The organism is Pseudomonas sp. XP2 (genome assembly GCF_053557975.1).
Genome location: NZ_JBNRIK010000034.1, coordinates 1 through 26,580, shown reverse-complemented (window position 1 = coordinate 26,580; position 26,580 = coordinate 1). Strand labels below are relative to the sequence as shown.

The following is a 26,580-nucleotide window of genomic DNA, read 5'->3' as shown; positions in this document are numbered from 1 at the left end:
GTCACGGTGGCGCGCGGTCAACGAAAGCATCGGCAAACAACTGGTTTCGCGGCAACCCGGCAATGAACAAGCGCCGCGCAAACTCCTCGATCCTCCCCGGTGCACCGCATGCCAAGGCCACGGTGTGCCGCGACGACAGGCGCAAGCCTTGCAGCCAAGCTTGCAGCTGCTCGGCAACGATAAACTCTACGCTCACATTCGGGTGTTCCACAGCCAACGCGGCTAGGGGCGCAGTCAGGTAATGCTGCTGCGCCGTCGCCGCCACGTGCATGACCCGGATATCCCCCTGATGCCCTTGGCGCAGCGCCTCGCGCAGGATGCCCAATAACGGTGCGAGGCCGGTACCCGCCGCCAGCAACCATAGCGGCCGCGCGTGCCAGTCCTGCTCATAATGCAGCGCCCCACCCCGCAGCTCACCCAACCGCAGTACGTCGCCAACATCAAGGCTGCGAGCCTTGTCGCAAAATAAACCAGGCCGCTGGCAGTCGATATGAAATTCGAGAAAGTCGTCTTCGCCCGGCAGGCTTGCCAGTGAATACGGCCGGGCGATCGAACCGTTCCACAGAAGCACATGCTGCCCGGCTTGATAACGCAGCGCTCGCTCTGGACGCACGCGTAGGCGCAACACATCACCGTACCAGTCCAGCGCACACACCTGAGCGGGGATGCCGTCCTGCAGAGGGTCGAATACCGCTACGCGCAGGTCCCCCACTACACGGCACTGGCACGCCAGGCGCCAGCCTTGTGCATGCTTATCCAGCGCCAGTGCCTCAGGCAAGGCATCCGCCGGTTGCCCCTCCAGGCAATGCACCAGGCAAGCGTGGCAACTGCCGGCCCGGCAGCTGTAGGGCACATTCAGGCCGGCCTCGTTCAAGGCATCGAGCAAGTTGCTGCCAGTGGGCACCGCCCAGCGGCGCTCGCCCACGCAAATTTCGGGCATTGTCAGCTCTCTCTCCTGGCGCTTTATTTTGCCGGGCCCGCTTTGCGGCCCCCGTCAAGCATCCTATCTCTCGAGCGAGACAGCAAGAACAGTGCCTGCCCGCTGCCGACCATCGTCCAGACCGGCCGAAGGTGTGCCCGGGACGGATGCGCGCTATACTGCCGCGCCTTTTTCCGCCGGCCTGACCTGCCGGCGCCTTGCAAGGCGTTTCGACATGCTGGTCGGCACCGTCGAGCGTCTTTATGAATGTTCCCGTCTTTAAGAGGAGCGCGCTGCATGACCGTGATCAAGCAAGACGACCTGATTCAGAGCGTCGCCGACGCCCTGCAATTCATCTCGTACTACCACCCCGTCGATTTCATCCAGGCGATGCACGAGGCCTATCTGCGTGAAGAATCGCCTGCTGCGCGCGATTCCATCGCCCAGATCCTGATCAACTCGCGCATGTGCGCCACCGGCCACCGCCCGATCTGCCAGGACACCGGGATCGTCACCGTGTTCGTGCGCGTCGGTATGGACGTTCGCTGGGATGGCGCCACCCTGAGCGTCGACGACATGATCAACGAAGGTGTGCGCCGCGCCTACAATCTGCCCGAAAACGTCTTGCGCGCCTCTATCCTGGCCGACCCGGCCGGTGCTCGCAAGAACACCAAGGACAACACCCCGGCAGTCATCCACTACTCGATCGTCCCTGGCGACAAAGTCGAAGTCGATGTGGCAGCCAAAGGTGGCGGTTCGGAAAACAAGTCGAAGATGGCCATGCTCAACCCGTCCGACTCGATCGTCGACTGGGTGCTGAAGACCGTCCCGACCATGGGCGCTGGCTGGTGCCCGCCTGGCATGCTCGGCATCGGCATCGGCGGTACCGCCGAGAAGGCCGCCGTCATGGCCAAGGAAGTGTTGATGGAATCCATCGACATCCACGAACTGAAAGCGCGTGGCCCGCAGAACCGCCTGGAAGAAATCCGCCTGGAGCTGTTCGAGAAGGTCAACCAACTGGGCATCGGCGCCCAGGGCCTGGGTGGCCTTACCACCGTGCTCGACGTCAAGATCATGGACTACCCGACCCACGCCGCGTCGCTGCCGGTGTGCATGATCCCCAACTGCGCCGCCACCCGTCACGCCCACTTCGTGCTCGATGGCTCCGGCCCGGCCGAGCTGGAAGCGCCATCGCTGGACGCCTACCCGGAAATCGTCTGGGAAGCCGGCCCAAGTGCCCGCCGCGTCAACCTCGACGACATCACCCCTGAAGAAGTCGCCAGCTGGAAACCGGGCGAGACCATTCTGCTCAACGGCAAGATGCTCACCGGCCGCGACGCCGCACACAAGCGCATGGTCGAAATGCTCAACCGTGGCGAAGCGCTGCCGGTGGACCTGAAAGGCCGCTTCATCTACTACGTAGGCCCGGTTGACCCGGTCGGTGACGAAGTGGTGGGCCCTGCAGGCCCGACCACCGCCACCCGCATGGACAAGTTCACCCGCCAGATCCTCGAGCAAACCGGCCTGCTGGGCATGATCGGCAAGTCCGAGCGTGGCCCGACCGCCATCGAAGCGATCAAGGACAACAAGGCCGTGTACCTGATGGCCGTTGGCGGCGCTGCCTACCTGGTGGCCCAGGCCATCCGCAAGTCCAAGGTCCTGGCCTTCGCCGAGCTGGGCATGGAAGCGATCTACGAGTTCGAGGTCAAGGACATGCCGGTTACCGTCGCGGTAGACAGCAATGGTGAATCGGTGCACATCACAGGCCCTGCCCTGTGGCAGAGCAAGATCGCCGAAAGCCTGGCAGTAGAAGTTAAGTGAGGCAGCCTTGAGGCTTGAGTAACCGTTTCTCGAAGGTCGGTTGCTCGCGATTGAAATCAACACCCTGCGATGGCTACGCTTTCGCAGGGTGTTTTTTTGTGCAGGCATTGGCAAAAAATCGCCGTTTCGGTGTTGCTGCAACAGGGGGCAAACGCTGAACTGATTCATTTATGTACCATCCGGTAGCGATTGGAATGGCTTTAACTGGGCACTCCCCCCTCAACGAGTGTCTCAAAATGAATGGGTTCAAGCTCGACAACCAATGGCTCAACCGCTTTCGCCTGGATATCACCTCAAGCTCCAATCGCCTTTATGCCAATGGTCGGCAGCAAGTGGAAGTGACTGTCACCCTGGAGCCACGTAAAGGGGAAACCCTTAGCGAAGAGAGCCTCAATAGCCTGTCGCTGGTGTTAATTGATGAAGACGGCGAACCACGCCTGCTGGATCACCCCGACCTGTTTGCGTCCAAGGCGCGCGATAAACGGTTTGTTTATCATGCCGCCTACGGAGGCGCCCCCAGCGCGCTCACCGAAAAAACCGCAAACAGCATTCGCCGCAGCTTCTACGTCACGTCCCAACGCCCTGGCGGCACGCTCACCCAGATCTACGCATTAATGTTGAAAGATGAGAATACCTACGCCATAACCAACACCAGCCCCTTCGTGTCATCGGTGGTCATTGAGTCCATCACGCCACCGCCACCGCACGACAAGGTGTTCCACCTTGAGCCGGGCACGCCCTTCAAATACAAGTCGAACAATGCCAATAGCCATTGGGACGACGAAGTCGAAGAGACAGTCAGCTATTTTGGTTTTGCCGATCCCAAACTCATCATGGTAGAGAGCACCGCACTGGAGACGCCCTCGAACACGCCATTTTATGAGCGGCACAATCATGACCACGCGCTTATCTCATTCCAGCTGACTAACGACTACAGCCAAGCGTCAACAGTAACAGCCCTGGGGGTGGGAGAAGCGTTCGAGGCGGTCTCCCCTGATTCAGGCGAAGCCTATGTACAGCGCCCTAACCACATGACGCTTCATCATTACTACAGACGCTTTTACGCAAAGCATTACAACTCGCTCAATGAAGCGCCCAGTGTGTGGCTGCTACGCGACCAACACGGCAACCCGTACCACGTCGAATTCCTCGTCAGCAATGGCGGCCACGCACTGAAATACCATGTCAGCGAAAACAAGCTGAACCTTGGCCCCTGACGACAGGTTCATGCCATCAGTGCCTTCATCCAGAACGACATGATTTTCTCGGAAGTGACCTGCTCACCCAGGTCGCGCCAGGCACATGTGGTGCGTAACGACGGCTCGTGCAAAAAACCCCGGTTGCGCCAGAAACCCTGCAAGGGTTTGTAACCGGCGGGGCGCCTTGGATGCACGCCCGGGCGCTCGACGGCACAGAAAACGCAGTAATCGAACGCGGCAAGTGTGTGCGCATAGGATTCACGCTCGATAAAAAAACGCACCCCGAGGCCTTGCCCGCGGTACTGCGGCAGGACAAACGACTCACCGAACAGATAGACGCTCGCAGGATCGCGGCCCTGAGCCCGGAACAGCTGAAGGAATTCAGGAGCTCCATCCATCAGCGGCAAAGCGGTTGAGGCTCCGACTACCTGGCCGTCGTCCACGGCCAGCACGACCAGGCTGCGCCCGGAGCGGACATGGCTGGCCAGATAGTCGACGTCAGAGTCCGGGCTGCCGTCGTACAGGTAGGGAAATTCGCGCATTACGGCCAGGCGCAGGCGAGCGAGGTCATCGATGTATGGCGCGATAGCGGCGCCGTGCAACAGGCGTATTTCCATGCTTGGCGGTCGTTTTGTCGATGTGGATGACGCGCTCGGCTAAGCCGGGCTTGAGGGGAAACCCTATCATCCGAGGCAACGACCCGCCTTTTCCATACACGACAGGTACTGTTCCATGACCGCTACCGAGCGGGTAAATGCCTACTAGGCCGCGTTCAACGCCGGCGGCAGTCGCGCGGTGGCGGCGTTCACCGTGCATGGCGAATACCGGGTTCCCCCGCGAAAAGGCCGTATCAGGCAATACGGGTGCCCAGCACCTTCAGAAATGCCGCCAGCCAAGCCGGGTGCGCTGGCCACGCCGGTGCGGTCACCAGGTTGCCATCCACATGGGCCTGGTCCACGGCGATATCGATGAACGTGCCGCCCGCCAGACGCACTTCCGGGGCACACGCCGGATACGCGCTGCATTCGCGCCCCTCCAGCACACCCGCCGCCGCCAGCAGCTGGGCACCATGGCACACCGCCGCAATCGGCTTGCCAGCCTGGTCAAATGCCCGCACCAGCGCCAGCACTTTTTCATCCAGGCGCAAATACTCCGGCGCACGGCCACCCGGGATCAGCAGGGCGTCGTAACTCTCGGGCCGCACCCGCACAAAGTCATAATTCAAGGCAAAGTTGTGCCCCGGCTTTTCGCTGTAGGTCTGCTCACCCTCAAAATCATGGATGGCAGTGCGCACGGTCTGCCCCGCCAGTTTCTCCGGGCACACCGCGTGCACCGTGTGGCCCACCATGCTCAAGGCCTGAAACGGCACCATCGCCTCGTAATCCTCGACGTAGTCGCCTACCAGCATAAGAATCTTCTTCGCCGTCATCGCACCCACTCCTTCGGTTAACCGTAAACAGTCAATGCACGATAGCCGCTGTCAGTCACGGCGGTCGAGCACGTTGACTACCAGTCGGTCGATCCAGCCCCAGATTCGTTGTTTAACCCGGCGCCACAGGGGGCGGGCATGCCAGTGGTCGAGGTCGACTTCCTCGCTCAAGGCAAAGTCGCGCTCGAAGCTGGCCACCACCGCGGCCGTCAACGGCGGGTCCAGCGCCTCAATGTTGGCCTCAAGGTTGAACCGCAGGTTCCAGTGGTCGAAGTTGCACGAACCGACGCTGACCCAGTCGTCCACTACAACCATCTTCAGGTGCAGGAAGCACGGTTGGTACTCGAAAATCCGCACACCGGCGCGCAGCAGGCGGGGGTAGTAGCGGTGCCCGGCGTAGCGGACCGACGGGTGGTCAGTGCGTGGGCCGGTCAGCAACAGCCGCACGTCAAGCCCCTTGCTGGCAGCACGGCGCAAAGAACGGCGCACGCTCCAGGTCGGCAGAAAGTATGGCGTGGCCAGCCATACCCGCTGCTTGCCACTGTTCAGCGCCCGCACCAGCGAATGCAGGATGTCCTGATGCTGGCGGGCGTCGGCATAAGCTACCCGCCCCATGCCCTGGCCCTGCGCAGGCACCTTGGGCAAACGGGGCAGGCCGAAGCCCTCGGCAGGGCGCCAGGCGGTGCGGCGGTTGTTGGCGCCCCACTGGCGGTCGAACAGCAACTGCCAGTCGGTTACCACCGGCCCCTGAATCTGCACCATCACCTCATGCCATTCGCTGGTCGCGTCGCCCGGGGTCCAGAACTCGTCGGTAACCCCTGTGCCGCCCACCACCGCCCAGCGTTCGTCCACCAGCAGCAGCTTGCGGTGGTCGCGGTACAGGTTGCGCAAGCCGCGCTTCCAGCGCAGACGGTTATACCAGCGCACGTACACACCAGCCTCCAGCAAGCGTTGGCGCAGGGCGCTGTTGAAGGCCAGCGAGCCGTAATCATCGAACAGGCAGCGCACCCGCACGCCACGCCGTGCGGCCTGCTCCAGCGCCTCGACCACCGCCTCGGCACAGGCGCCAGCCTCGACCAGGTACAGCTCCAGGTCAACCTGGAACTCGGCACGCACGATGGCTGCGAGCATGCGCGGAAAGAACTCGGGGCCGTCGATCAGCAGTTCGAACTGGTTGCCATCCCGCCAGGGGAAGACCGGGCCCGGCATGTCAGCGGGCGGTGAAAATCAGCGCCGCGCTAACCGGCACCGACGGGTTGATGGACGTGAGCCCGGCAAACTTGCGCAAGGTTTGCAGCCCTGGCAGCAGCCCGAAATCCTCGGCACGCAACACCAGGGGTTCGAGTGTCACGACCTGAAAGCGCCGCTCGTCCAGGCGGGTGGCCAACAACAGGGCGTTGTAGCTGTGCGACTGGCCATGCAGGGTAACGGTGAGCGGCAGGCGCAGTTCGATCTGGGCACCGTTGGCCAAGTCGTTGATCGGCCGCAGGTCCAGCTGCGCCCGCACCTTGGCTTCGGCAAAACGCTCGACCTCGAACAGGTCCTCACGCATGCGCTCGTCACGCAGTGCAATGCCACTGCTCACCGAATCCATCTCGATGCTCAGCCCCGCCACGCCTTTGCGGTCGACCGTGCCATGCAGCACCAGAAAGCGGTGCACTTCGGCAGTGTCACCGTTTTTGCCGGTAATGAACGACAGGCGCGACGATTCGCCATCGAGGTGCCAATTGGCGTGGGCAGGCAGGCACAAAGCCAGCAACAAGGCGGGCAGCAGACGGGGCAGCTTGAACATGACAGATCTCGTGAAACCAGGCCGCCAACCTTACCCGCCCGCCTTCATGGCAGCAAGCGGCAGCCCTCGTGCGGGCCCTGCCAGCTAGCCTGATTGCGCCGCCCCAACCCCTCGGCAGTGACTCGTCGCTGCGGGCTGTTTTCCTCCAGCAGGCTCAGCGGCAGCCATTGCTTTACATAGCCTTGGCAGTAGGCCTGCCCGAAGCCCATGACGAAGCGGTACGAGCAGTATTACTTGGCCGAGTAGGCCGAGAGGATGCCGGGGAAATCAGCCAACGCCTGACGCTCCTGCCAGGCCCAGAACACAAGGCCCAGCAACACCAGCAACAAGGCCCGCTTCATGTGCCCTCCCGGGGCACTGCCGCCAGTACCCGCTTGAGCAGTTCGTCGTGCTGGTAGCTGCCGTCGCGGTCATCGGCATAGCGCACGATCACCAGCTTTTGCGCGGGCAGCACGTACAGCGCCTGGCCCCAGTGGCCAAGGGCGGCGTAGGCGTCTTCGGGTGCACTCGGCCAAGGCCGTTGGGCGCCGGCCAACGGCCGGTTGAGCCACCAGTGGCCGCCAGGGTTGGCCTCACCGGGCACAGGTTCGGCATGGGTAAACGCTGTTCGGTTGAAGGCCACCCAGGCCGTGGGCAGCAGTTGCCGGCCTTGCCAGCGCCCGTCACGCTGCATCAGCAAGCCGATTCGCGCCAGGTCGCGAGCGCTGAGGTACAGATAGGAAGAGCCCACGTAGGTGCCCGCCCCGTCACGCTCCCACACCGCGCTGTCGATACCTAACGGGCTGAACAGCGCGTGCCAGGGGTAATCGGGGTACTGCCCGGCATCGAGCATGCCGCGCAGTGCAGCCGCCAGCAGGTTGCTGTCACCACTGGAATAGAGAAAACGCTCACCGGGGCTGGCCGCCGCACCCCGCGCCGCCGTATAGGCCGCCATGTCCTCGCGGCCACGGGTGTATAGCATGGCCACCACTGATGACTTGAGGGGGGCGTATTCGTAGTCTTCCTGCCAGTCCAGGCCACTGGCCCAGTGCAGCAGATCGGCCATGCGTATGCCCGGATGGCCGCGCATGGCGGGATAGAAACGGGTGACCGGATCTTCCAGCTGGAAGCGCCCTTCGCCTTGGGCCACGCCCATCAGCGTGGCGAGTACGCTCTTGCTTACCGACCAGGTCAGGTGCGCGGTGGCGGCAGTGGTGGGGGCGGTGTAGCGCTCGTGGAGGATACGGCCATCGCGGATGATCAGCAGCGCGTCGGTGCGGATGCCGCTGCGGTCGGGGGCAGTGCGAGGGGGGAAGGCGTAGGCGTCGACGGCTTGCCAGTCGAAACAGGCAGGATCGTTCTGCCAGTCAGGGTCAGGCCAGTCCTCGGCTTCGGCGGTTGCCAAGGCCAGGCAAAGAACCAATAGCAGACCTTTCAGCATTGTGTTTCAGCTCGAAATTTTGGGGCCGCCTTGCGGCCCCCCGGGATCATCGGTTCACAAAAACCTATCAGGCCTTCATGACAATCCCGCAGCCGCCCAAGCCTTGTTCAGGCGCTGCTCGCGCGCCGCCGCAGCCAACGCCATCACCCCTTGGTCACGCTGCCAGATTTGCGCCCAATGCACCGGCCCGGCCGCCAATGCTGCGTCGATCGCCCCCCGCAACGCCTGGAACTGCGCAAACAAACCACCCAACAGCAAATGGCCATCCGTGCAGTCGGCACACTGCCGGCTACCCTCGGCACACCCGGCCAGCAGCCCAAGCAGTTGCAGGCGTAAAGCCTGCGGCCAGGCGCTTTCCTGCCCCACGCCATACAACCAGGCCGTCAGTGCCGTGAGCACATACAAGTCCTCCAGCGAGCGAAACGGCTTCACATAAGCATCCCAGCCGTCACCGGCCAGCAGCTCGCACGCCGCCTGTTCCAGCAGCAAGCGCCCATGGCCCACCTCCGGCATCAACGGCAAGGTCGGCAATGGCTCCAGGGTCACGCCGGGCTCCCCGGGGTACACCACCGCCAGGTTCAATTTTGGCGCCGCGCCTGCGGTTTCGCTGCGCGCCGCCACCAGCAGCCACTCCGCCTCCAGCCCGGCGGTGACGAAGTCCTTGCTGCCGGTCAGGCGCAAGCCGTCCAGGCGCGTGTGCATGTCCGCCGGCCGCACGCTGCGCCGCTCGGTCGCGCACAGCGCGCCGAGGCTGGACGGTGCACTGGGCCACAGCACGCGCAAGGCGGCCTGGTAACCCACCAGAAAAGCCAGGCCCGGCGTGGCCATCGCGCGCCCGCCCAGTGCCGCCAGTTCGAAGGGGGCAACCGGGCCGAGGCGCTCGAGCAGCGCGGCATAGGTTTCGCCCAGAGTGCCCGCCGGCGCGTGGCGAAGCGGGTCGTTCAATCGTTGCAACCAGGCCATGGGACGGCTCCTTGCTGGGGCTTTCTGGTCAAGGTTTGGGGGGTGTCACGCAAGCATCACCAAAGATTCACAGGGGTGACACCGCGTCTACCTAGGCTGACTTTGCACAACAAAGCCGACCGGCCGCAACCCTTCATGGCTGGCTTATGGAGACTCGTAATGACTCGGATCGCTCATTCTGGCGACAACAGCACTGAACGCCGTCTGCAAGCCGAACGCCTGGTTGGCGCCGCGGCGCTGCAAGAGGCCCAGGCCCTGCGCTTCAAAGTGTTCAGCGCAGAATTCAAGGCCAAGCTCAAGGGTGCCGAGCACGGCCTGGACATGGACGACTACGACGTGCACTGCCGCCACATTGGTGTACGCGACCTGAGCACAGGCGAGCTGGTGGCCACCACCCGCCTGCTCGACCACCAGGCCGCCAGCAGCCTGGGCCGCTTCTACAGTGAAGAAGAATTCCGCCTGCACGGCCTGTTGCAGCTGCAGGGCCCGATCCTCGAACTGGGCCGCACCTGCGTAGCCCCCGACTACCGCAACGGCGGCACCATCGCCGTGCTGTGGGGTGAACTGGCCGAGGTGCTCAACGAGGGCCGCTACAGCTACCTGATGGGCTGTGCCAGCATCCCGATGCAGGACGGCGGCGTGCAGGCCCATGCCGTGATGCAGCGCCTGCGTGATCGCTACCTGTGCAACGAGCACCTGCGGGCCGAGCCAAAGAACCCGCTGCCAAGCCTGGCGTTGCCGGGCAACGTCATCGCCGAAATGCCACCGCTGCTCAAGGCCTACATGCGCCTGGGCGCAAAGATTTGCGGCGAGCCTTGCTGGGACGAGGACTTCCAGGTGGCCGACGTATTCATCCTGCTCAAGCGCGATAATCTCTGCCCGCGGTACGCCCGGCACTTCAAGGCGGCGGTCTGATGCAGAAGCTGCGGGTAGTAGCCCGCCTGACCCGACTGCTGCTCGTGCTGTTGCTGGGTATGTTCATGGCCAGTCTTATTGCCCTCGGCGAACGCCTCGGTTTCAAAGCTCCCCTTGAGCGCCGCCAGCGCTGGACCTGCCTGTTCATGAAACGCCTGGTCGCCGCCCTGCCCTTCAACGTGCGTGTAGTCGGCGAACTGCCGCAGCGGCCGATGCTGTGGGTCAGCAACCACGTTTCGTGGACCGACATCCCCCTGCTCGGCATGCTGCTGCCGCTGTCGTTCCTGTCCAAGGCTGAAGTGCGTCATTGGCCGGTGGCCGGTTGGCTGGCGGAAAAAGCCGGCACACTGTTCATTCGCCGTGGTGGTGGCGACAGCCAGCGCCTGCACGAACAGATCGCCGGGCAACTGGGGCTGGCGCGCCCCCTGCTGATCTTCCCCGAAGGCACCACTACCTGCGGTCGCAACTTGCGCACCTTCCATGGCCGCCTGTTGGCAGGTGCCATCGACCGGGGCGCGGCGGTGCAGCCGGTGGCTATCCAGTATCTGCGTGATGGCCAGATCGATCCGATTGCGCCGTTCATTGGCGACGATGATCTGGTGTCGCACCTGATGCGCCTGTTTGCCCAGCCGCGAGGCGAGGTGTGCATTCACTTGCTGCCACCTATCGGCAGCGTGGGCAAGGAGCGTGCGGTGCTGGCGTTGCAAGCACAGCAGGCGATTCACCTGGCGTTGTTCGGGGTTGAAGAAGTTGAAGCAGTGCCAAGGCGGCCGGCGCGGGCTGCCTGAGCCTGGCGCAGGCGCTACAAGTCCTCAGCCCTACGCTGCGCCGCCGCAAAAGCCTGTAACTGGGGATAGAACTCGCGAAAATCCGCCAGCAGCGGCTCATACAGCCGCTCCAGTTCCACCATTACCCCGGCCATCCCCTCAGGCCGCGACAAGCGTCGGGCAATGCCGTTGAACACCTGTTCCAGCGTGGCAAAATCGCCATACGCCCCTAGCCAGTCATCCGCTGCCATGAACGGCGCAATCCGCGCCAATCGCCCCGGCAGTTCGGGCTGCGCCAGCAGCACCCTGTAAAACGCGCCAGTAAACTGCGCCAGTGGCTGCTCGGCGTAGTGGCCCCAATGCCGCGCCAGGCAATGGTCGAAGAAGACATCCAGCACGATGCCGGCAAAGCGCCGCCGCTCGCGCGGAAAGCGCGCCAGTGCCGCCAGCACCAGCGGATGCTGATCGGTGTAGCTGTCGATATGCCGGTGCAGCCGGATAGCCGCCTCCAGCGCAGGAGGGAAGCGCCCTTCCAGCGAGCCTTTGACAAAATCGCCATACAGGCTGCCAAGCAGTTGTTGCGGCGCCGGGCCGCCCAGGTGCAGGTGTGCGAGGTAGTTCATGGGCGAAGTCTACCACCGCTCTGCCTTATATCGTTGTAACGCGATATACCGATTCGCGCTCAGCTCAGAACCTCTTGGTATTTGTATATCGGGAACAGCCGATTTACATTTCGCTCTATCGCGATATACCGCTACAACGAGCCTCCACCCATGCCTCTTGATCTCGACGAAATCATAAAAGCGCTGGCCCATCCGGTCAGGCGAGAAATCCTCAGCTGGCTGAAAGACCCGGCAACGCAATTCCCCGACCAGTACCACAGCACCGAAAACGGTGTGTGTGCCGGGCAGATCGACCAACGCTGCGGCCTGTCGCAGTCGACCGTCTCCGCCCACCTGGCTACCTTGCAGCGCGCCGGGCTCATCAGCAGCCAGAAGATTGGCCAATGGCACTTCTTCAAACGCAACGAAGCCACCATTGAGGCATTCCTCGAACAACTTCGCCAAACACTTTGACAAGGCAGGTAACCGCTATGACCACGCTTTTCAATCCGATCACCCTGGGCGACCTGCAACTGCCCAACCGCATCATCATGGCCCCGCTCACCCGCTGCCGTGCCGACGAAGGCCGCGTGCCCAATGCGCTGATGGCCGAATACTATGTACAGCGCGCCAGCGCCGGGCTGATCCTCAGCGAAGCGACTTCGGTCACTGCCATGGGCGTCGGCTACCCGGATACCCCCGGTATCTGGAACGATGAGCAGGTGCGTGGCTGGAACAACGTCACCAAGGCCGTGCACGCCGCCGGCGGGCGCATCTTCCTGCAGCTGTGGCACGTTGGCCGTATTTCCCACCCCAGCTACCTGAACGGCGAGCTGCCGGTGGCCCCCAGCGCAATCCAGCCCAAGGGCCATGTAAGCCTGGTGCGCCCGCTAAGTGACTACCCCACCCCGCGCGCGCTGGAAACCGAGGAAATCAACGACATCGTCGAGGCCTACCGCAGCGGTGCCGAAAACGCCAAGGCTGCCGGTTTCGATGGTGTAGAGATTCACGGCGCCAACGGTTACCTGCTCGACCAGTTCCTGCAAAGCAGCACCAACCAGCGCACTGACCTCTACGGAGGGTCGCTGGAAAACCGTGCACGCCTGCTGCTGGAGGTGACCGATGCGGCCATCGAAGTGTGGGGCGCAAACCGCGTAGGCGTGCACCTGGCGCCGCGTGCCGATGCTCACGACATGGGTGATGCCGACCGCGCCGAAACCTTCACCTACGTGGCTCGCGAGCTGGGCAAGCGAGGCATTGCCTTTATCTGCTCGCGGGAGCGGGAAGCCGATGACAGCATCGGCCCATTGATCAAAGAGGCATTCGGCGGCCCGTACATCGTCAACGAGCGGTTTGACAAGGCCAGCGCCAATGCGGCCTTGGCCAGTGGCAAGGCCGATGCAGTGGCGTTTGGCGTACCGTTCATCGCCAACCCCGACCTGCCGGCGCGGCTGGCGGCGGATGCGCCATTGAACGAGGCGCGGCCAGAGACTTTCTATGGCAAGGGGCCGGTGGGGTACATCGATTATCCGCGGTTGTAATCACGATTGCCGGGGCCGCTTTGCGGCCCATCGCGACACAAGGCCGCTCCCACAGGGATAAGCACAGCCCTCAAGGTAGCGTCGAACTTGTGGGAGCGGCCTTGTGTCGCGAAAGGAGGGCAAAGCCCTCCCGCGCTCTGTTACGGCCGGGCGTTGATCTGCTGCTGCAGGTTCTGAATCTGGCTCTGCAGCGTATTCAGGTTGCGCGTCGTCTGCGCACGGAAGGCATCGAATTCCTGCACCGACGCACCACCGGACGCTGCCGCAGCCGGGCGGTTGTCGATCTGGCTCTTCAACACCAAAATATCCTGTTCCAGGCCCTGGATTGCCGCGCTCGGGTTGCCCTGCTTCTTCAGCGCCGCCACATCGCTGCCCAGGCTCTTGAGCTGCCCGTCCAGCGTGCCGCCATCCACCTGCGCGGCCTTCAGCGCGGCAACCTGCTCGTTCAGGCCCTTCAACTGGGCATCCAGCTTGCCGCCATCAACCTGCCCTGAACGCAACGCGGCCAGCTCGCCATTCACCAGCTTCAACTGCGCCTGCAGCTGGCTTTGCAGCTCGGTCACAGCCTTCTGCTGTTCACGGGTATCGGCCAGCACCTGCTCCAGGCGCTTACCCAGGTCGCCGGTCTGCCCGGCTACGCCTTGCTGCAACTGGCGCAACTGCTGCTTCAGCGCCTCGCTGCTGGTATTAACACCGGACTCGCTGGCCTCAACCTTGCCACTGATCGCCTGCAAGCGCCCGGCTGCTTCTTCACTGATGCGGGCAAAGCTCTCCTGGGTCGCCACCAGTTGCTGCTCCATCAGCGAGATCTGCTGGAAGCTCCACCAGCCCAGGCCCGCCAACGCGATGAACGAAGCGCAAAGCAGCGCCCACAACGGCCCCGTGCTGGCACCACGGGCGGCTTTCTGCCGGCTGCGCACCACGTGCGCCGGTATCAGTTCGTCATCATCAACGGTGCCCGCCCGCAAGGTAGGCACATCATCGTAGTCATCGTGAGCATGGTTACGCATGGATACATTCAACCGCGGTAGTCGCACAGAGGCACGAGTATAAACCGCAAGCGCGGCGCATTGATGACCATTGTCAGCCAGACGGCCTCACTGCGCAGGCGGCAAATGCTTCCACCAGCCGCAGAATTCATCCAGTGCCGTCCACAGGCTGACCTTGGGCTGGTAGTCCAGGTACTGCCGGGCGCGGCTGATATCCAGGGTGAAGTCACGGCTCATCACCTGCATCCCCAGGCGCGACAAGGTCGGTTGCGGGCGCCCCGGCCACAACATGCAAGCGGCCTCATTCAGCGCGGCCAGGCTATAGGCCAGGCCGTAGGAGCGGTAGCGGGTCACCTGTGGCAGTTGCATCTGGCGCATCACGTAGTTGACCACGTCCCACAGCGGCAGCGGCTGGCCGTTGCTGATGTTGTAGGCCTGGCCCAGCGCACGCTCGTCGGCGAACAACGCGCTGAGCAGTGCTTCGTTGAGGTTGTGCACGCTGGTGAAATCGACTTTGTTCAAACCGTTGCCGATGATCGCCATGCGGCCTTTGCGCTGCATCTGCATCAGCCGCGGAAAAATGCTGGCATCGCCGGCACCGGTGACAAAGCGCGGGCGCAGCGCCAGTACTTCGAGGCCGAACTCCTGGGCCCCGAACACTTTTTGCTCGGCCAGGTGCTTGGTTTGCCCATAATGGTCGTGAAAACGGCGCGGCACTTGCTCTTCACGGATGTCCAGGCGCGAACGGCCATTGAAATAGATCGAAGGCGACGACAGGTGCACCAGGCGCCGCACATGTTCCTTCAGGCAGCCCTCGACCACGTTTTCGGTGACGACCACATTGCCTTGGTAGAAGTCCTGGTAGCGCCCCCAGTTGCCCACTGCGCCGGCGCAGTGCACCACCGCCTCGATGCCTTGGCACAGGCGGCGGGCCAACTCGGGGTCGCCCAGGTCGCCAGGGATGAACTGGGCGCCGCGCTTGACCAGGTGCTCGACCCCTTCGGCGCGGCGGCCGCTGACCCGCACGTCCAGGCCCTGCTCCAGGGCGTAGCGCGCAAAGCGCCCGCCAATGAAGCCACTCGCGCCGGTGACCAGAATTCGCATGTAAGACTCCGTCTTGCCAGATTTCAGATGCAACTGACGCCAGCCGTGGCTACAAGGGCACCAGCCATTGCCGTGCGGTGTGCCGCAGGTGGTCGGTCAGTTGCGCGAGCAATTGCCCGCCATTGCGCCAATGATGCCAGTACAGCGGCACGTCGATGGGGGTATCGCTGCAGATTTCCACCAACTGCCCGTTGGCCAGTTGCTCACGGGCCTGCAATTCGGGCACCAGCCCCCAGCCCAGCCCGGCCTCGGTCATGCGCAGGAAGCCTTCGGATGACGGGCACAGGTGGTGCAGGAAACCATCCTCGATGCCCAGTGAGGCCAGATAGCGATGCTGCAGGAAATCATCCGGGCCGTACACGATCGCCGGGGTGCGGGCCAGGCGGCTGGCGACAAAGCCTTGGGGGAAATGCCGCGCCATGAACCCGGGGCTGGCCAATGCCCGGTAGCGCATGGCCCCCAGCAGCAGGCTGCGCGCCCCGGCTACCGGGCGTTCACTGCCACACAGGCAGGCCGCCACTTCGCCAGCACGCATGCGCTTCAGGCCCACTTCCTGGTCTTCTACGACCAGGTCGGTCAATACGTTCTGCTGCGCACAGAAGTTGCCCACCGCACCGGCCCACCAGGTGGCCAGGCTATCGGCGTTGAGCGCAATGCGCAGGCGTTCCGGCATGCCCTCCTCGTCCAGCGCCGGCACCTGGCGCTGCAAGTCTCGTTCAAGCAGGCGCACCTGCTGCACATGGTTGAGCAACTGGCGACCGACTTCGGTTGGGCTGGGCGGCGCGGCACGTACCAGCACGGGCTGCCCGACCCGCGCTTCGAGCAGCTTGATGCGCTGGGAGATGGCCGACTGCGACAAGCCCAGCACTTGCGCGGCACGCTCGAAACCACCCTGTTCGATCACCGCCGCCAGGGCGGCCAGCAACTTGTAGTCGAACATCGATTTTCCTAATGACGGATCAGCTTTATTTGTTTTTCTTATACAGCGCAAGCCACCACAATGGCCAGCATCTTTAAGGTTCCTTTTATGGAGAGCACGCCATGTGGCAAAGCTATCTCAACGGCATGCTGGTGGCCTTCGGCCTTATCATGGCCATTGGCGCACAGAACGCCTTCGTCCTCGCCCAGAGCCTGCGCCGTGAGCACCACTTGCCGGTAGCAGCATTGTGCATCGTCTGCGATGCCCTCCTGGTGGCTGCCGGGGTATTCGGCCTGGCCACGGTGCTGGCCCACAACCCGACCTTGCTGGCGGTGGCGCGTTGGGGCGGCGCCGTGTTCCTGGTCTGGTACGGCGCCAAGGCGCTGCGCAGCGCCTGTTCCAGCCAGAGCCTGAAGCATCAGCAGGGCCAGGGCGTACGCTCGCGCCGTGCGGTGCTGCTCAGTGCCCTGGCGGTGACGCTGCTGAACCCGCACGTCTACCTCGATACGGTGTTGCTGATCGGTTCGCTGGGCGCCCAGCAGACTGAGCCTGGCGCCTATGTGGCCGGGGCGGCCAGTGCCTCGCTGCTGTGGTTCTCGACCCTGGCGATTGGCGCGGCCTGGCTGGCACCGTGGCTGGCACGGCCGGCGACCTGGCGCATGCTCGACCTCATGGTGGCGGTGATGATGTTCGCAGTGGCGGCGCAACTGATCTTTTCCTGAACAGACACCACCGGTCGGTATCGTGTAACCGCTCTGGAACCTCTATTCCCTATCTTTGTTGCGTGGTTATGCGCCGGGGCTGGTGCTATGATCGGCCCCTTGCGTCGCAAAGAGTACAAACTCGCCGACGCTCATAGGGCCGCCCGTGATCGGCCCTGCGCAAACCGCGAACTAGACCTGAATCAGGAGATCCACCATGGCTTTTGAATTGCCGCCGCTGCCGTACGCCCACGATGCCCTGCAGCCGCACATCTCCAAGGAAACCCTGGAGTTTCACCACGACAAGCACCACAACACCTATGTCGTGAACCTGAACAACCTGGTCCCAGGCACCGAATTCGAAGGCAAGACCCTGGAAGAGATCGTCAAGAGCTCTTCGGGCGGCATCTTCAACAACGCCGCTCAGGTCTGGAACCACACCTTCTACTGGAACTGCCTGTCGCCAAACGGCGGCGGCCAGCCTATCGGTGCCCTGGCTGAGGCCATCAACACCGCTTTCGGTTCCTTCGACAAGTTCAAGGAAGAGTTCACCAAGACTTCGGTTGGCACCTTCGGTTCCGGCTGGGGCTGGCTGGTGAAGAAAGCTGACGGTTCCCTGGCCCTGGCCAGCACCATCGGCGCCGGCTGCCCGCTGACCAGCGGCGACACCCCGCTGCTGACCTGCGACGTCTGGGAACACGCCTACTACATCGACTACCGCAACCTGCGTCCGAAGTACGTCGAGGCGTTCTGGAACCTGGTCAACTGGGCCTTCGTTGCCGAGCAGTTCGAAGGCAAGACCTTCAAGGCCTGAGTCATCCAGCCTTGATCAAAAAACCCGGCCATGTGCCGGGTTTTTTTGTGCCTGTATCAGACGCGAAGAGGCCTGCACGGTTTTGCTTGCTCAGCCTGCATAGCGCGCTAACATCAAACCTCTGGAAGATTGACACAGCGCACTCAAGTTGCGGGGGCAGGCAACCGATACACTGCTCATGATCGGCCGATAGTGTATCGTCATCGTTGATGGCAAAATGATGCCATGCGCATGGATTAAGGAAACCCCATTGAAGCTGGAATTGCGGAACAGCTTGTCGGTCAAGTTGCTCAGGGTCGTGCTGCTGTCGGCGTTGGCGGTTGGCGTCGTGCTCAGCTGTGCGCAAATTGTCTACGACACCTACAAGACCCGCCAGGCCGTGAACAACGATGCCCAGCGCATCCTCGACATGTTCCGCGACCCCTCCACCCAGGCGGTATACAGCCTCGACCGCGAAATGGGCATGCAGGTGATGGAAGGCCTGTTCCAGGACGAATCGGTGCGCATGGCGTCCATCGGCCACCCCAACGAAACCATGCTGGCCGAAAAGTCCCGCCCGCTGCAGGACATGCCCATGCGCTGGCTGACCGACCCGATCCTCGGCCAGGAACGCACCTACACCACGCAACTGGTTGGCCGCGGCCCCTATAGCGAATACTACGGCGACCTGAGCATTACCCTCGACACCTCGTCCTACGGCGAAGACTTCCTGATCAACGCGGTGATCATCTTCATTTCCGGCGTACTGCGGGCCTTGGCCATGGGCCTGGTGTTGTACCTGGTCTACCACTGGCTGCTGACCAAACCGCTGTCCAAGATCATCGAGCACCTCACCCAGATCAACCCCGACCGCCCGAGCCAGCACCAGATCCCGCTGCTCAAGGGCCACGAGAAGAACGAACTGGGTCTCTGGGTCAACACGGCCAACCAGTTGCTGGCGTCGATCGAGCGCAACACTCACCTACGCCATGAAGCCGAAAACAGCCTGCAGCGCATGGCCCAGTACGATTTCCTCACAGGCCTGCCCAACCGCCAGCAACTGCAGCAGCAACTGGACAAGATCCTCGTCGATGGCGGTCGCCTGCAACACCGTGTGGCAGTGTTGTGCGTGGGCCTGGACGATTTCAAGGGCATCAACGAACAGTTCAGCTACCAGGTTGGTGACCAACTGCTACTGGCCTTGGCCGACCGCCTGCGCGCCCACAGCGGCCGCCTGGGCGCCCTGGCGCGGCTGGGTGGTGACCAGTTTGCCTTGGTACAGGCCAATATCGAGCAGCCCTACGAGGCGGCCGAACTGGCGCAGAGCATCCTCGACGACCTGGAAGTGCCGTTCGACCTCGACCACCACCAGCAGATCCGTCTGCGCGCCACCATCGGCATCACCCTGTTCCCCGAAGACGGCGACAGCACCGAGAAGCTGCTGCAGAAAGCCGAACAGACCATGACCCTGGCCAAGGCCCGTTCGCGCAACCGCTACCAGTTCTACATTGCCAGCGTCGACAGCGAGATGCGCCGCCGCCGCGAGCTGGAAAAGGACCTGCGCGAAGCCCTTCCGCGCAACCAGCTGTACCTTGTGTACCAACCACAGATCAGCTACCGCGACCACCGTGTGGTCGGCGTCGAGGCGCTGCTGCGCTGGCAGCATCCAGAGCTGGGCATGGTGCCGCCGGACCAGTTCATTCCGCTGGCCGAACAGAACGGCAGCATCATCAGCATTGGCGAATGGGTACTGGACCAGGCTTGCCGGCAACTGCGCGAATGGCACGACCAGGGCTTCAGCGAGCTGCGCATGGCGGTCAACCTGTCCACCGTGCAGCTGCACCACAGTGAACTGCCACGGGTGGTCAACAACCTGCTGCAGGCCTACCGTCTGCCGCCACGCAGCCTGGAGCTGGAAGTCACCGAAACCGGCCTGATGGAAGACATCAGCACTGCCGCCCAGCACCTGCTGAGCCTGCGCCGCTCCGGGGCGCTGATTGCCATCGACGACTTCGGCACCGGCTATTCGTCGCTCAGCTACCTGAAATCGCTGCCGCTGGACAAGATCAAGATCGACAAGAGCTTCGTCCAGGACCTGCTGGACGACGATGACGACGCCACCATCGTTCGCGCCATCATCCAGCTGGGCAAGAGCCTGGGCATGCAGGTGATCGCCGAAGGCGTGGAAACCGCCGAACAGGAAACCTACATCATTGCCCAAGGCTGCCACGAGGGCCAGGGCTATCACTACAGCAAGCCGCTGTCAGCCCGTGAACTGACCCACTTCCTCAAGCAGGCGCAGCGCAATCAGGTTTCGATGCTCTGAGCCGGCAGGCCTGGTTACAGGCTGTGACCTGCATTTACATGAATTGCGCGCCCGCCCCTTTACAGCAAATGCAAATCTTTCGCATGATGTTGCGCTTTCGCGTGCCACGGCGCACGGCCCACCCCTTGGTCCAACCACACGACGCAGGAAAACCAACAATGATTCGAATGCCTCTGGCCTCCGCCAGTCTGCTGGCCATTGCCATCGCTCTCGCCGGTTGCGGTGAAGGCAAGGACGACAAAGCCGCCGCGCCGCAAGCTCAGGCACCTGCCGCCGCCAGCACCACCGCTGCTGCGCCTGGGGCTGTTGACGAAGCCGCCGGCAAAGCCGTGGTCAAGCACTACGCCGAAATGGTCTACGCCGTGTACAGCGACTCGCTGAGCACCGCCAAGACCCTGCAGAGCGCAGTCGATGCGTTCCTGGCCAAGCCCAACGACGAAACCCTGAAAGCCGCCAAGCAAGCCTGGGTCGCCGCGCGCGTACCGTACCTGCAGACCGAGGCCTTCCGCTTCGGTAACACCATCATCGACGACTGGGAAGGCCAGGTGAACGCCTGGCCGCTGGACGAAGGCCTGATCGACTACGTCGACAAGAGCTACGAGCACGCCCTGGGCAACCCGGCTGCTGGTGCCAACATCATCGCCAACACCGAGATCCAGGTGGGCGAAGAGAAGGTCGACGTCAAGGACATTACCCCTGAAAAACTGGCCAGCCTGAACGAGCTGGCTGGCTCCGAGGCCAACGTTGCCACCGGCTATCACGCCATCGAGTTCCTGCTCTGGGGCCAGGACCTGAACGGTACCGGTCCAGGCGCTGGCAACCGCCCGGCGTCCGACTACCTGGAAGGCCAAGGCGCTACCGGTGGCCACAACGACCGCCGCCGTACCTACCTGAAAGCGGTCACCGACCTGCTGGTCACCGACCTCGAAGAGATGGTCGGCAACTGGGCACCGAACGTGGCCGACAACTACCGCGCCAAGCTGGAAGCCGAGCCTGTCAACGACGGCCTGCGCAAGATGCTGTTCGGCATGGGGAGCCTGTCGCTGGGTGAACTGGCGGGTGAGCGCATGAAGGTTTCGCTGGAAGCCAACTCGCCGGAAGACGAGCAGGACTGCTTCAGCGACAACACTCACTACTCGCACTTCTACGACGCCAAGGGCATCCGCAATGTCTACCTGGGCGAGTACACCCGCCCGGACGGCACCAAGGTCAGCGGCCCGAGCCTGTCGTCGCTGGTGGCCAAAGCCGATCCTGCTGCCGACGCCACCCTCAAGGCCGACCTGGAAGCCACTGAAGCCAAGATCCAGGTGATGGTCGACCACGCCCTTAAAGGCGAGCACTACGACCAGTTGATTGCAGCTGACAATGCTGCCGGCAACCAGATCGTGCGTGATGCCATCGCGGCCCTGGTCAAACAGACCGGCTCGATTGAACAGGCCGCTGGCAAGCTGGGCATTGCCAATCTGAACCCGGACACTGCGGACCACGAGTTCTGATCCTGTTGTAGCGCCTCATCGCAAACGCCCGGCCTAGTGCCGGGCGTTTTCATTTGTAGGCCTGGTAAAGCGCTTCCTGCTGCCTGAGGTACACGCAAGTGCCCATCCTGTAGCCCTTCAAGCAACCCAAACAGGAGGCAAAGTGCTGCAGATTCTTGATGTCTGGGGCGAAGGCCGAATCGTCCAGCGTGTAAATGGGAGGAACCTTGTTACCGGATTCACCCATGCCTACAACCTGAACAAGGCGGGCCAGCTCATCTCCAACGGGCCGTTTACGGGTAGGCATATTCCCAACCTGATTGTCGTATACGAATACGATGCTCCGGATTTTCCCCTCGACGATCACGCAGTCCCTCACGTAACGCTGATGGGCGCTCCGATCACCCACCATGTGGCCGAGGAAATCTGCCGGGTCGTTGCTCGCCCCGGCAAGGTTTACCTGTACGACCCCAACGAAACCGACCGCAAAATGTTCGAGGCCGTTGCCTTCGCCCAGGGGCTGCAGCCAATGGGCCGCTTCGTGCCCGCTGAACTCGCGCCCCCTTTCAACGAGATCACCCTGCTCGCAGCCTACGTCTACCGCACCCCGACGGCCCCGTTGCCACGCCCGGAAATCCAACACTAGAAGGAAACGCCAAATGGCCAGCCTCACCTACCTGCACTCCATCGCCAACAACACGCCCTATACCCTGACCCTGATCGACGGTGAAAACCGCAGCCAGAGCCTGGCAATAGGCGCCCAGCAAGCATGGAATGGCTCGCTCGCCGTGCCCTGGATCGGCAAATCGAGTGAAAACCACAAGGCCTTGCGCTTGATCCTCGGCCCGAATGCCGAGACCAACATCTGGGTATTTCAGGATTACTGGCAGCCCGCGCACAAGGATGCAATCAAGTGCCTCACCGCCTCATCCATGGAGTACGCCAGCGAGGAAGTCATCGAGGTCCCAGGCGACAACCGTGATGGCGGTAGCAAGAACCTGATCATCAGCCTGGTCAACAGAGAGTTCAAACTGTTGATGGCCTGAGCCCCCTCGGCAGCGACGATTTCATCAAGCAAACGCAAATTGCTCTTATTCAATGATCCTGGGCCTGCTAAGCTTGCACGCCGGTTTTTCGCTCACGCCCAGGATCCTTGATGTCCTCGTCGCTGTTCCGACTCTCTCCTCTGCTGCTGGCCTTTGCCCTCGCCGCCTGTGACGACGCCCCGCGTTTCACCCAGGCCGAGCCTGGCGAAGCATTGTCGGCCGGCAAGGCGACCGTGCAGCGCGCTGACCGCAACGCCTATTCCCTGCCTTCGGCCAACCTCTCGCCCGAGCGCCGCGTGGACTTCGCCGTGGGCAACAGTTTCTTCCGCAACCCCTGGGTCATCGCGCCGTCCACCACCACCGCCCGCGATGGGCTGGGCCCGCTGTTCAACACCAATGCCTGCCAGAACTGCCATGTTCGCGATGGCCGTGGCCACCCGCCAGCGCCGGGTGACAGCAACGCGGTGGGCATGCTGGTACGCCTGTCGATCCCCGACCAGCCCTACCTGGCCAAAGTGATCGAGCGCCTCGGCGTGGTACCGGAGCCGGTGTACGGCACCCAGCTGCAGGACATGGCCATCCCCGGCGTGGCGCCTGAAGGCAAGGTGCGGGTCAGCTATACGCAGCAAACCGTGTCGTTCAAGGACGGCCACCAGGTCGAACTGCGCAAACCTGCCCTGCAGATCACCCAGCTCGGCTATGGCGTGATGCACCCCGACACGCGGTTTTCGGCGCGGGTCGCCCCGCCCATGATCGGCCTGGGCCTGCTCGAAGCCATTCCCGAAGCCGACCTGCTGGCCAACGAAGACCCGGACGACCGCAACCACGATGGCATCCGCGGGCGGGCCAACCGGGTGTGGGACGATGCCCAGGGCAAGACCGTGATCGGCCGCTTCGGCTGGAAAGCCGGTCAGCCCAACGTCAACCAGCAGAACGTGCATGCCTTTGCCGGTGACATGGGCCTGACCAGCACCCTGCAGCCACACGATGATTGCACCCCGGCCCAGGCCGACTGCCTGGCCGCACCCAACGGCGACGGCGCCAACGGCGAGAAAGAAGTCAGCGACAACATCCTGCGCCTGGTGACCTTCTACACCCGCAACCTGGCCGTGCCGGCCCGCCGCGATGTGGGCGCGCCGCAGGTGCTGGCGGGCAAGAACCTGTTCTACCAGGCTGGCTGCCAGGGTTGCCACACACCGCAGTTCACCACGGCTGCCGAGACTACCGAACCAGAACTGGCCAACCAGGTCATCCGCCCCTACAGCGACCTGTTGCTGCATGACATGGGCCCAGGCCTGGCCGACGAACGCACCGAATTCGCCGCCAACGGCCAAGACTGGCGTACCGCGCCACTGTGGGGCATCGGGCTGAGCGAAACAGTGGCAGGCCACAGCCAGTTCCTGCATGACGGCCGCGCCCGCAACCTGCTTGAAGCCGTGCTCTGGCATGGTGGTGAAGCCGAGGCGGCACGCAACTTCGTACTCACTTTCAATGCCGAGCAACGCACTGCGTTGCTGGCGTTCCTGAACTCACTTTAAAACGCGCTAAGGAGCCGGGCATGTTCCGACCCAAACTGTTGTTCACCAGCCTCGCCGCACTCGCCCTCGGCGCCTGCTCGCCGCAGGACCCGCAAGCCGTGACCTCCGCCGCCATCGCCAAGCAAGTGATCCTGCCCACCTACAGCCGCTGGGTCGAAGCCGACCGCACGCTGGCCGCCAGCGCCCTGGCCTACTGCGAAGGCAAGGAAGACTTGGCCAAGGCCCGCGCCGACTTCCTCAACGCGCAGAAGGCCTGGGCCGAGCTGCAGCCGCTGCTGGTCGGCCCGTTGGCCGAAGGCAACCGCGCCTGGCAGGTGCAGTTCTGGCCCGACAAGAAGAACCTGGTCGGCCGCCAGGTCGAACAGCTCGTCAATGGCGACAAGCCGGTCGATGCCGCGACTCTGGGCAAGGCCAGCGTGGTGGTACGTGGCTTGTCAGCCTACGAGTACATCCTGTTCGACAGCAAGCCGGACATCGCCACTGCCGAGCAGAAAGCCCGCTACTGCCCGCTGCTGGTGGCCATCGGTGAACACCAGAAGGTCCTGGCCGAGGAGATCCTCAAGGGCTGGAACAGCACCGACGGCATGCTTTCGCAGATGACCAAGTTCCCGAACCAGCGCTACGCAGACTCTCACGAGGCAATCGCAGACCTGCTGCGCTCCCAGGTCACCGCCCTGGATACCCTGAAGAAGAAGCTGGGTGCGCCGATGGGTCGCCAGAGCAAGGGCATCCCGCAGCCGCTGCAAGCCGAAGCCTGGCGCAGCCACAATTCGCTGAAGAGCCTGGAGGCCACCCTCAAGGCCGCCGAAACCGTTTGGGTCGGGGTCGACAACCAGGGCCTGCGCGGCCTCCTGCCCAGCGATCAGAAAGCGCTGGCAGACAAGATCGACGCCGCCTACGCTACCTCGCTCAAACTGCTGGCCGACAACCAGAAAACGCTCGGTGAGCTGCTGGCCGACGACGCAGGCCAGCAAACCCTCAACCAGCTCTACGACAGCCTCAACGCCGTCCATCGCCTGCACGAAGGCGAGCTGGCCAAGGCGCTGAACATCCAGCTGGGCTTCAATGCCAACGACGGTGACTGATCATGCTGCGACGCCAGGCACTCAAACTCGGTAGCGTATTGCTCAGCGCCCTCACCTTGGGCGGCTGGAGCCTGTTCCGCAACAAAGGCAGCGAACCTTTGCTGCTCTCGGCGCGTGACGATGGCGACGGCAAGCACTATGCCGTCGGTTTTCGCCTGGACGGCACCCAGGTATTCAGCACCCAGGTCGCCCAGCGTTGCCATGCCATCGTCCACCACCCCGAGCAGCCGATCGCCTTGTTCGTCGCCCGCCGCCCCGGTACCGAAAGCTACCTGGTCGACTTGCGCGACGGGCGCCTGCTGCAAACGGTGGTTTCGCAGCCTAACCGGCACTTCTACGGCCACGCGGTGGTACACAAGGGCGGCGAATGGCTGTATGCCACCGAGAACGACACCACCGACCCGGGGCGCGGCGTGCTTGGCGTATACCGTTTCGAGGGCGAACGCCTGGTGCACACCGGCGAGATCCCGACCCACGGCATTGGCCCGCATGAGGTCGCCTGGCTGCCCGATGGTGAAACACTGATCGTGGCCAATGGCGGTATCCGTACCGAAGCCGAAAGCCGGGTAGAGATGAACCTCGACGCCATGCAGCCAAGCCTGGTGCTGATGCAGCGCGACGGTACCCTGCTGAGCAAGGAAACCTTGGCCCAGCAGATGAACAGCGTGCGCCACCTGGCGGTGGGCAGCGATGGCACCATTGCTGCCTGCCAGCAGTTCATGGGCGATGCCGACGAAACTGCCGAGCTGTTGGCGATCAAACGCCCGGGCGAGCCGTTCAAGGCCTTCCCGGTGCCGGAACGCCAGTTGCAGGCCATGGCCCAGTACACTGCCAGTGTCGCCATCCACAGCGAACTGCGACTGGTGGCGCTGACTGCGCCAAGGGCCAACCGCCTGTTCGTCTGGGACCTGGACAGCGGCGCGGTGCGGCTGGACGCGCCCATGCCCGATTGCGCGGGGGTTGGCGCGGTGAAAGACGGCTTTGTCGTCACCTCCGGGCAGGGCCGTTGCCGCTTCTACGATTGCCGCAAGGCCGAGCTGGTCGGGCAGCCGATGAACCTGCCGTCCGGTTTCTGGGACAATCACCTGCATCTTGTCTGATTGATCCGCTGCCTGCACCGGCCCTATCGCCGGCAAGCCAGCTCCCACAGGTACACCACATTGCCTTCAATTAGCTGCGCAGACGGCCATCAGGTCGTCAGCGTCCGCAGCAGGTTCTTGTAGTCCTCGCGGATGT

At 63.2% G+C, this 26,580-nt stretch carries 26 protein-coding genes and 1 pseudogene; 15 read left to right on the top strand and 12 right to left on the bottom strand.

Going from position 1 to position 26,580, the window contains the following annotated elements:
• Position 1: 1 nt before the first annotated feature.
• Positions 2-940, bottom strand: coding sequence for an iron-sulfur-binding ferredoxin reductase (locus ACK1VC_RS26080; RefSeq protein WP_023049233.1), 939 nt, complete (start codon positions 938-940; stop codon positions 2-4).
• 276 nt (positions 941-1,216) lie between these two features.
• Between ACK1VC_RS26080 and ACK1VC_RS26075 the strand changes: the two genes are divergently transcribed.
• Together ACK1VC_RS26075 and ACK1VC_RS26070 are read left to right on the top strand one after the other, a co-directional pair.
• Positions 1,217-2,740 carry a fumarate hydratase gene (locus ACK1VC_RS26075; protein WP_016488901.1) on the top strand — a complete coding sequence of 508 codons (1,524 nt, stop codon included), beginning with the start codon at positions 1,217-1,219 and terminating at the stop codon, positions 2,738-2,740.
• Positions 2,741-2,976: 236 nt separating this feature from the next.
• On the top strand, positions 2,977-3,957 hold the full coding sequence (locus tag ACK1VC_RS26070) for a hypothetical protein (protein ID WP_191086938.1): 981 nt from the start codon (positions 2,977-2,979) through the stop codon (positions 3,955-3,957).
• 8 nt (positions 3,958-3,965) lie between these two features.
• On the opposite strand, the gene ACK1VC_RS26065 is transcribed toward ACK1VC_RS26070, so the two are convergent.
• From ACK1VC_RS26065 to ACK1VC_RS26035, 7 genes and pseudogenes are all read right to left on the bottom strand, one after another.
• The gene (locus tag ACK1VC_RS26065; RefSeq protein WP_191086939.1) at positions 3,966-4,556 is read right to left on the bottom strand and encodes a GNAT family N-acetyltransferase; all 591 of its coding nucleotides are present in this window, start codon (positions 4,554-4,556) and stop codon (positions 3,966-3,968) included.
• Positions 4,557-4,789: 233 nt separating this feature from the next.
• Positions 4,790-5,368, bottom strand: a complete 579-nt coding sequence (locus ACK1VC_RS26060; RefSeq protein WP_016488904.1) for a DJ-1/PfpI family protein — start codon at positions 5,366-5,368, stop codon at positions 4,790-4,792.
• A gap of 51 nt (positions 5,369-5,419) precedes the next feature.
• Positions 5,420-6,577, bottom strand: a complete 1,158-nt coding sequence (locus tag ACK1VC_RS26055; protein ID WP_191086940.1) for a phospholipase D-like domain-containing protein — start codon at positions 6,575-6,577, stop codon at positions 5,420-5,422.
• A 1-nt stretch (position 6,578) separates the two neighbouring features.
• Positions 6,579-7,160: a YceI family protein gene (locus tag ACK1VC_RS26050; protein ID WP_191086941.1), complete on the bottom strand. Its 582-nt coding sequence runs from the start codon at positions 7,158-7,160 to the stop codon at positions 6,579-6,581.
• Between the two features lie 44 nt (positions 7,161-7,204).
• Positions 7,205-7,501, bottom strand: a pseudogene (locus ACK1VC_RS26045) (amidase).
• The gene (locus tag ACK1VC_RS26040) at positions 7,498-8,580 is read right to left on the bottom strand and encodes a serine hydrolase domain-containing protein (protein ID WP_191086943.1); all 1,083 of its coding nucleotides are present in this window, start codon (positions 8,578-8,580) and stop codon (positions 7,498-7,500) included. Before ACK1VC_RS26040 ends, ACK1VC_RS26045 begins: the two are co-directional and overlap by 4 nt.
• 75 nt (positions 8,581-8,655) lie before the next feature.
• Positions 8,656-9,543 (bottom strand): acyl-CoA dehydrogenase, encoded by an 888-nt coding sequence (locus ACK1VC_RS26035; RefSeq protein ID WP_191086944.1) that lies wholly within the window; start codon positions 9,541-9,543, stop codon positions 8,656-8,658.
• Between the two features lie 159 nt (positions 9,544-9,702).
• On the opposite strand from ACK1VC_RS26035, the gene olsB reads away from it, so the two are divergent.
• Both olsB and ACK1VC_RS26025 read left to right on the top strand, forming a co-directional pair.
• Positions 9,703-10,458: an L-ornithine N(alpha)-acyltransferase gene (olsB, locus tag ACK1VC_RS26030; RefSeq protein ID WP_016488910.1), complete on the top strand. Its 756-nt coding sequence runs from the start codon at positions 9,703-9,705 to the stop codon at positions 10,456-10,458.
• Entirely contained in the window at positions 10,458-11,246 is a 789-nt protein-coding gene (locus tag ACK1VC_RS26025) for a lysophospholipid acyltransferase family protein (RefSeq protein ID WP_016488911.1), read from the top strand. Before olsB ends, ACK1VC_RS26025 begins: the two co-directional genes overlap by 1 nt.
• 14 nt (positions 11,247-11,260) lie before the next feature.
• On the opposite strand, the gene ACK1VC_RS26020 is transcribed toward ACK1VC_RS26025, so the two are convergent.
• Complete coding sequence (locus ACK1VC_RS26020) at positions 11,261-11,848, bottom strand: acyl carrier protein phosphodiesterase (protein ID WP_016488912.1); 588 nt, start codon at positions 11,846-11,848, stop codon at positions 11,261-11,263.
• A 150-nt stretch (positions 11,849-11,998) separates the two neighbouring features.
• On the opposite strand from ACK1VC_RS26020, the gene ACK1VC_RS26015 reads away from it, so the two are divergent.
• Together ACK1VC_RS26015 and ACK1VC_RS26010 are read left to right on the top strand one after the other, a co-directional pair.
• Positions 11,999-12,301 (top strand): ArsR/SmtB family transcription factor, encoded by a 303-nt coding sequence (locus tag ACK1VC_RS26015; protein ID WP_016488913.1) that lies wholly within the window; start codon positions 11,999-12,001, stop codon positions 12,299-12,301.
• Between the two features lie 17 nt (positions 12,302-12,318).
• Positions 12,319-13,368 carry an alkene reductase gene (locus ACK1VC_RS26010; protein ID WP_191086945.1) on the top strand — a complete coding sequence of 350 codons (1,050 nt, stop codon included), beginning with the start codon at positions 12,319-12,321 and terminating at the stop codon, positions 13,366-13,368.
• Positions 13,369-13,508: 140 nt separating this feature from the next.
• Here the strand turns inward: ACK1VC_RS26010 and ACK1VC_RS26005 are convergent, their stop codons facing one another.
• The 3 genes from ACK1VC_RS26005 to ACK1VC_RS25995 form a co-directional block, all read right to left on the bottom strand.
• On the bottom strand, positions 13,509-14,378 hold the full coding sequence (locus ACK1VC_RS26005; RefSeq protein WP_102689317.1) for an ATPase: 870 nt from the start codon (positions 14,376-14,378) through the stop codon (positions 13,509-13,511).
• 87 nt (positions 14,379-14,465) lie between these two features.
• On the bottom strand, positions 14,466-15,461 hold the full coding sequence (locus tag ACK1VC_RS26000; RefSeq protein WP_060517495.1) for an NAD-dependent epimerase/dehydratase family protein: 996 nt from the start codon (positions 15,459-15,461) through the stop codon (positions 14,466-14,468).
• 49 nt (positions 15,462-15,510) lie between these two features.
• Positions 15,511-16,401, bottom strand: coding sequence for a LysR family transcriptional regulator ArgP (locus tag ACK1VC_RS25995; RefSeq protein WP_016488917.1), 891 nt, complete (start codon positions 16,399-16,401; stop codon positions 15,511-15,513).
• Positions 16,402-16,502: 101 nt separating this feature from the next.
• Between ACK1VC_RS25995 and ACK1VC_RS25990 the strand changes: the two genes are divergently transcribed.
• The 9 genes from ACK1VC_RS25990 (at position 16,503) to ACK1VC_RS25950 (ending at position 26,444) form a co-directional block, all read left to right on the top strand.
• The gene (locus ACK1VC_RS25990) at positions 16,503-17,102 is read left to right on the top strand and encodes a LysE/ArgO family amino acid transporter (RefSeq protein ID WP_016488918.1); all 600 of its coding nucleotides are present in this window, start codon (positions 16,503-16,505) and stop codon (positions 17,100-17,102) included.
• Positions 17,103-17,298: 196 nt separating this feature from the next.
• A complete protein-coding gene (locus ACK1VC_RS25985) occupies positions 17,299-17,895 on the top strand; it encodes a superoxide dismutase (RefSeq protein WP_449118144.1) in 597 nt (198 codons plus the stop codon).
• 250 nt (positions 17,896-18,145) lie between these two features.
• Entirely contained in the window at positions 18,146-20,200 is a 2,055-nt protein-coding gene (locus ACK1VC_RS25980) for a putative bifunctional diguanylate cyclase/phosphodiesterase (RefSeq protein WP_016488920.1), read from the top strand.
• A gap of 158 nt (positions 20,201-20,358) precedes the next feature.
• Positions 20,359-21,696, top strand: a complete 1,338-nt coding sequence (locus tag ACK1VC_RS25975; protein WP_016488921.1) for an imelysin family protein — start codon at positions 20,359-20,361, stop codon at positions 21,694-21,696.
• Positions 21,697-21,838: 142 nt separating this feature from the next.
• Positions 21,839-22,321, top strand: coding sequence for a hypothetical protein (locus ACK1VC_RS25970; protein ID WP_024717456.1), 483 nt, complete (start codon positions 21,839-21,841; stop codon positions 22,319-22,321).
• Positions 22,322-22,334: 13 nt separating this feature from the next.
• Complete coding sequence (locus tag ACK1VC_RS25965) at positions 22,335-22,721, top strand: hypothetical protein (protein WP_016488924.1); 387 nt, start codon at positions 22,335-22,337, stop codon at positions 22,719-22,721.
• Between the two features lie 110 nt (positions 22,722-22,831).
• Complete coding sequence (locus ACK1VC_RS25960; RefSeq protein ID WP_016488925.1) at positions 22,832-24,259, top strand: di-heme oxidoreductase family protein; 1,428 nt, start codon at positions 22,832-22,834, stop codon at positions 24,257-24,259.
• Between the two features lie 20 nt (positions 24,260-24,279).
• Positions 24,280-25,344, top strand: coding sequence for an imelysin family protein (locus ACK1VC_RS25955; RefSeq protein WP_060517493.1), 1,065 nt, complete (start codon positions 24,280-24,282; stop codon positions 25,342-25,344).
• Between the two features lie 2 nt (positions 25,345-25,346).
• Entirely contained in the window at positions 25,347-26,444 is a 1,098-nt protein-coding gene (locus ACK1VC_RS25950; RefSeq protein WP_016488927.1) for a DUF1513 domain-containing protein, read from the top strand.
• The last annotated feature ends 136 nt before the right edge of the window (positions 26,445-26,580 follow it).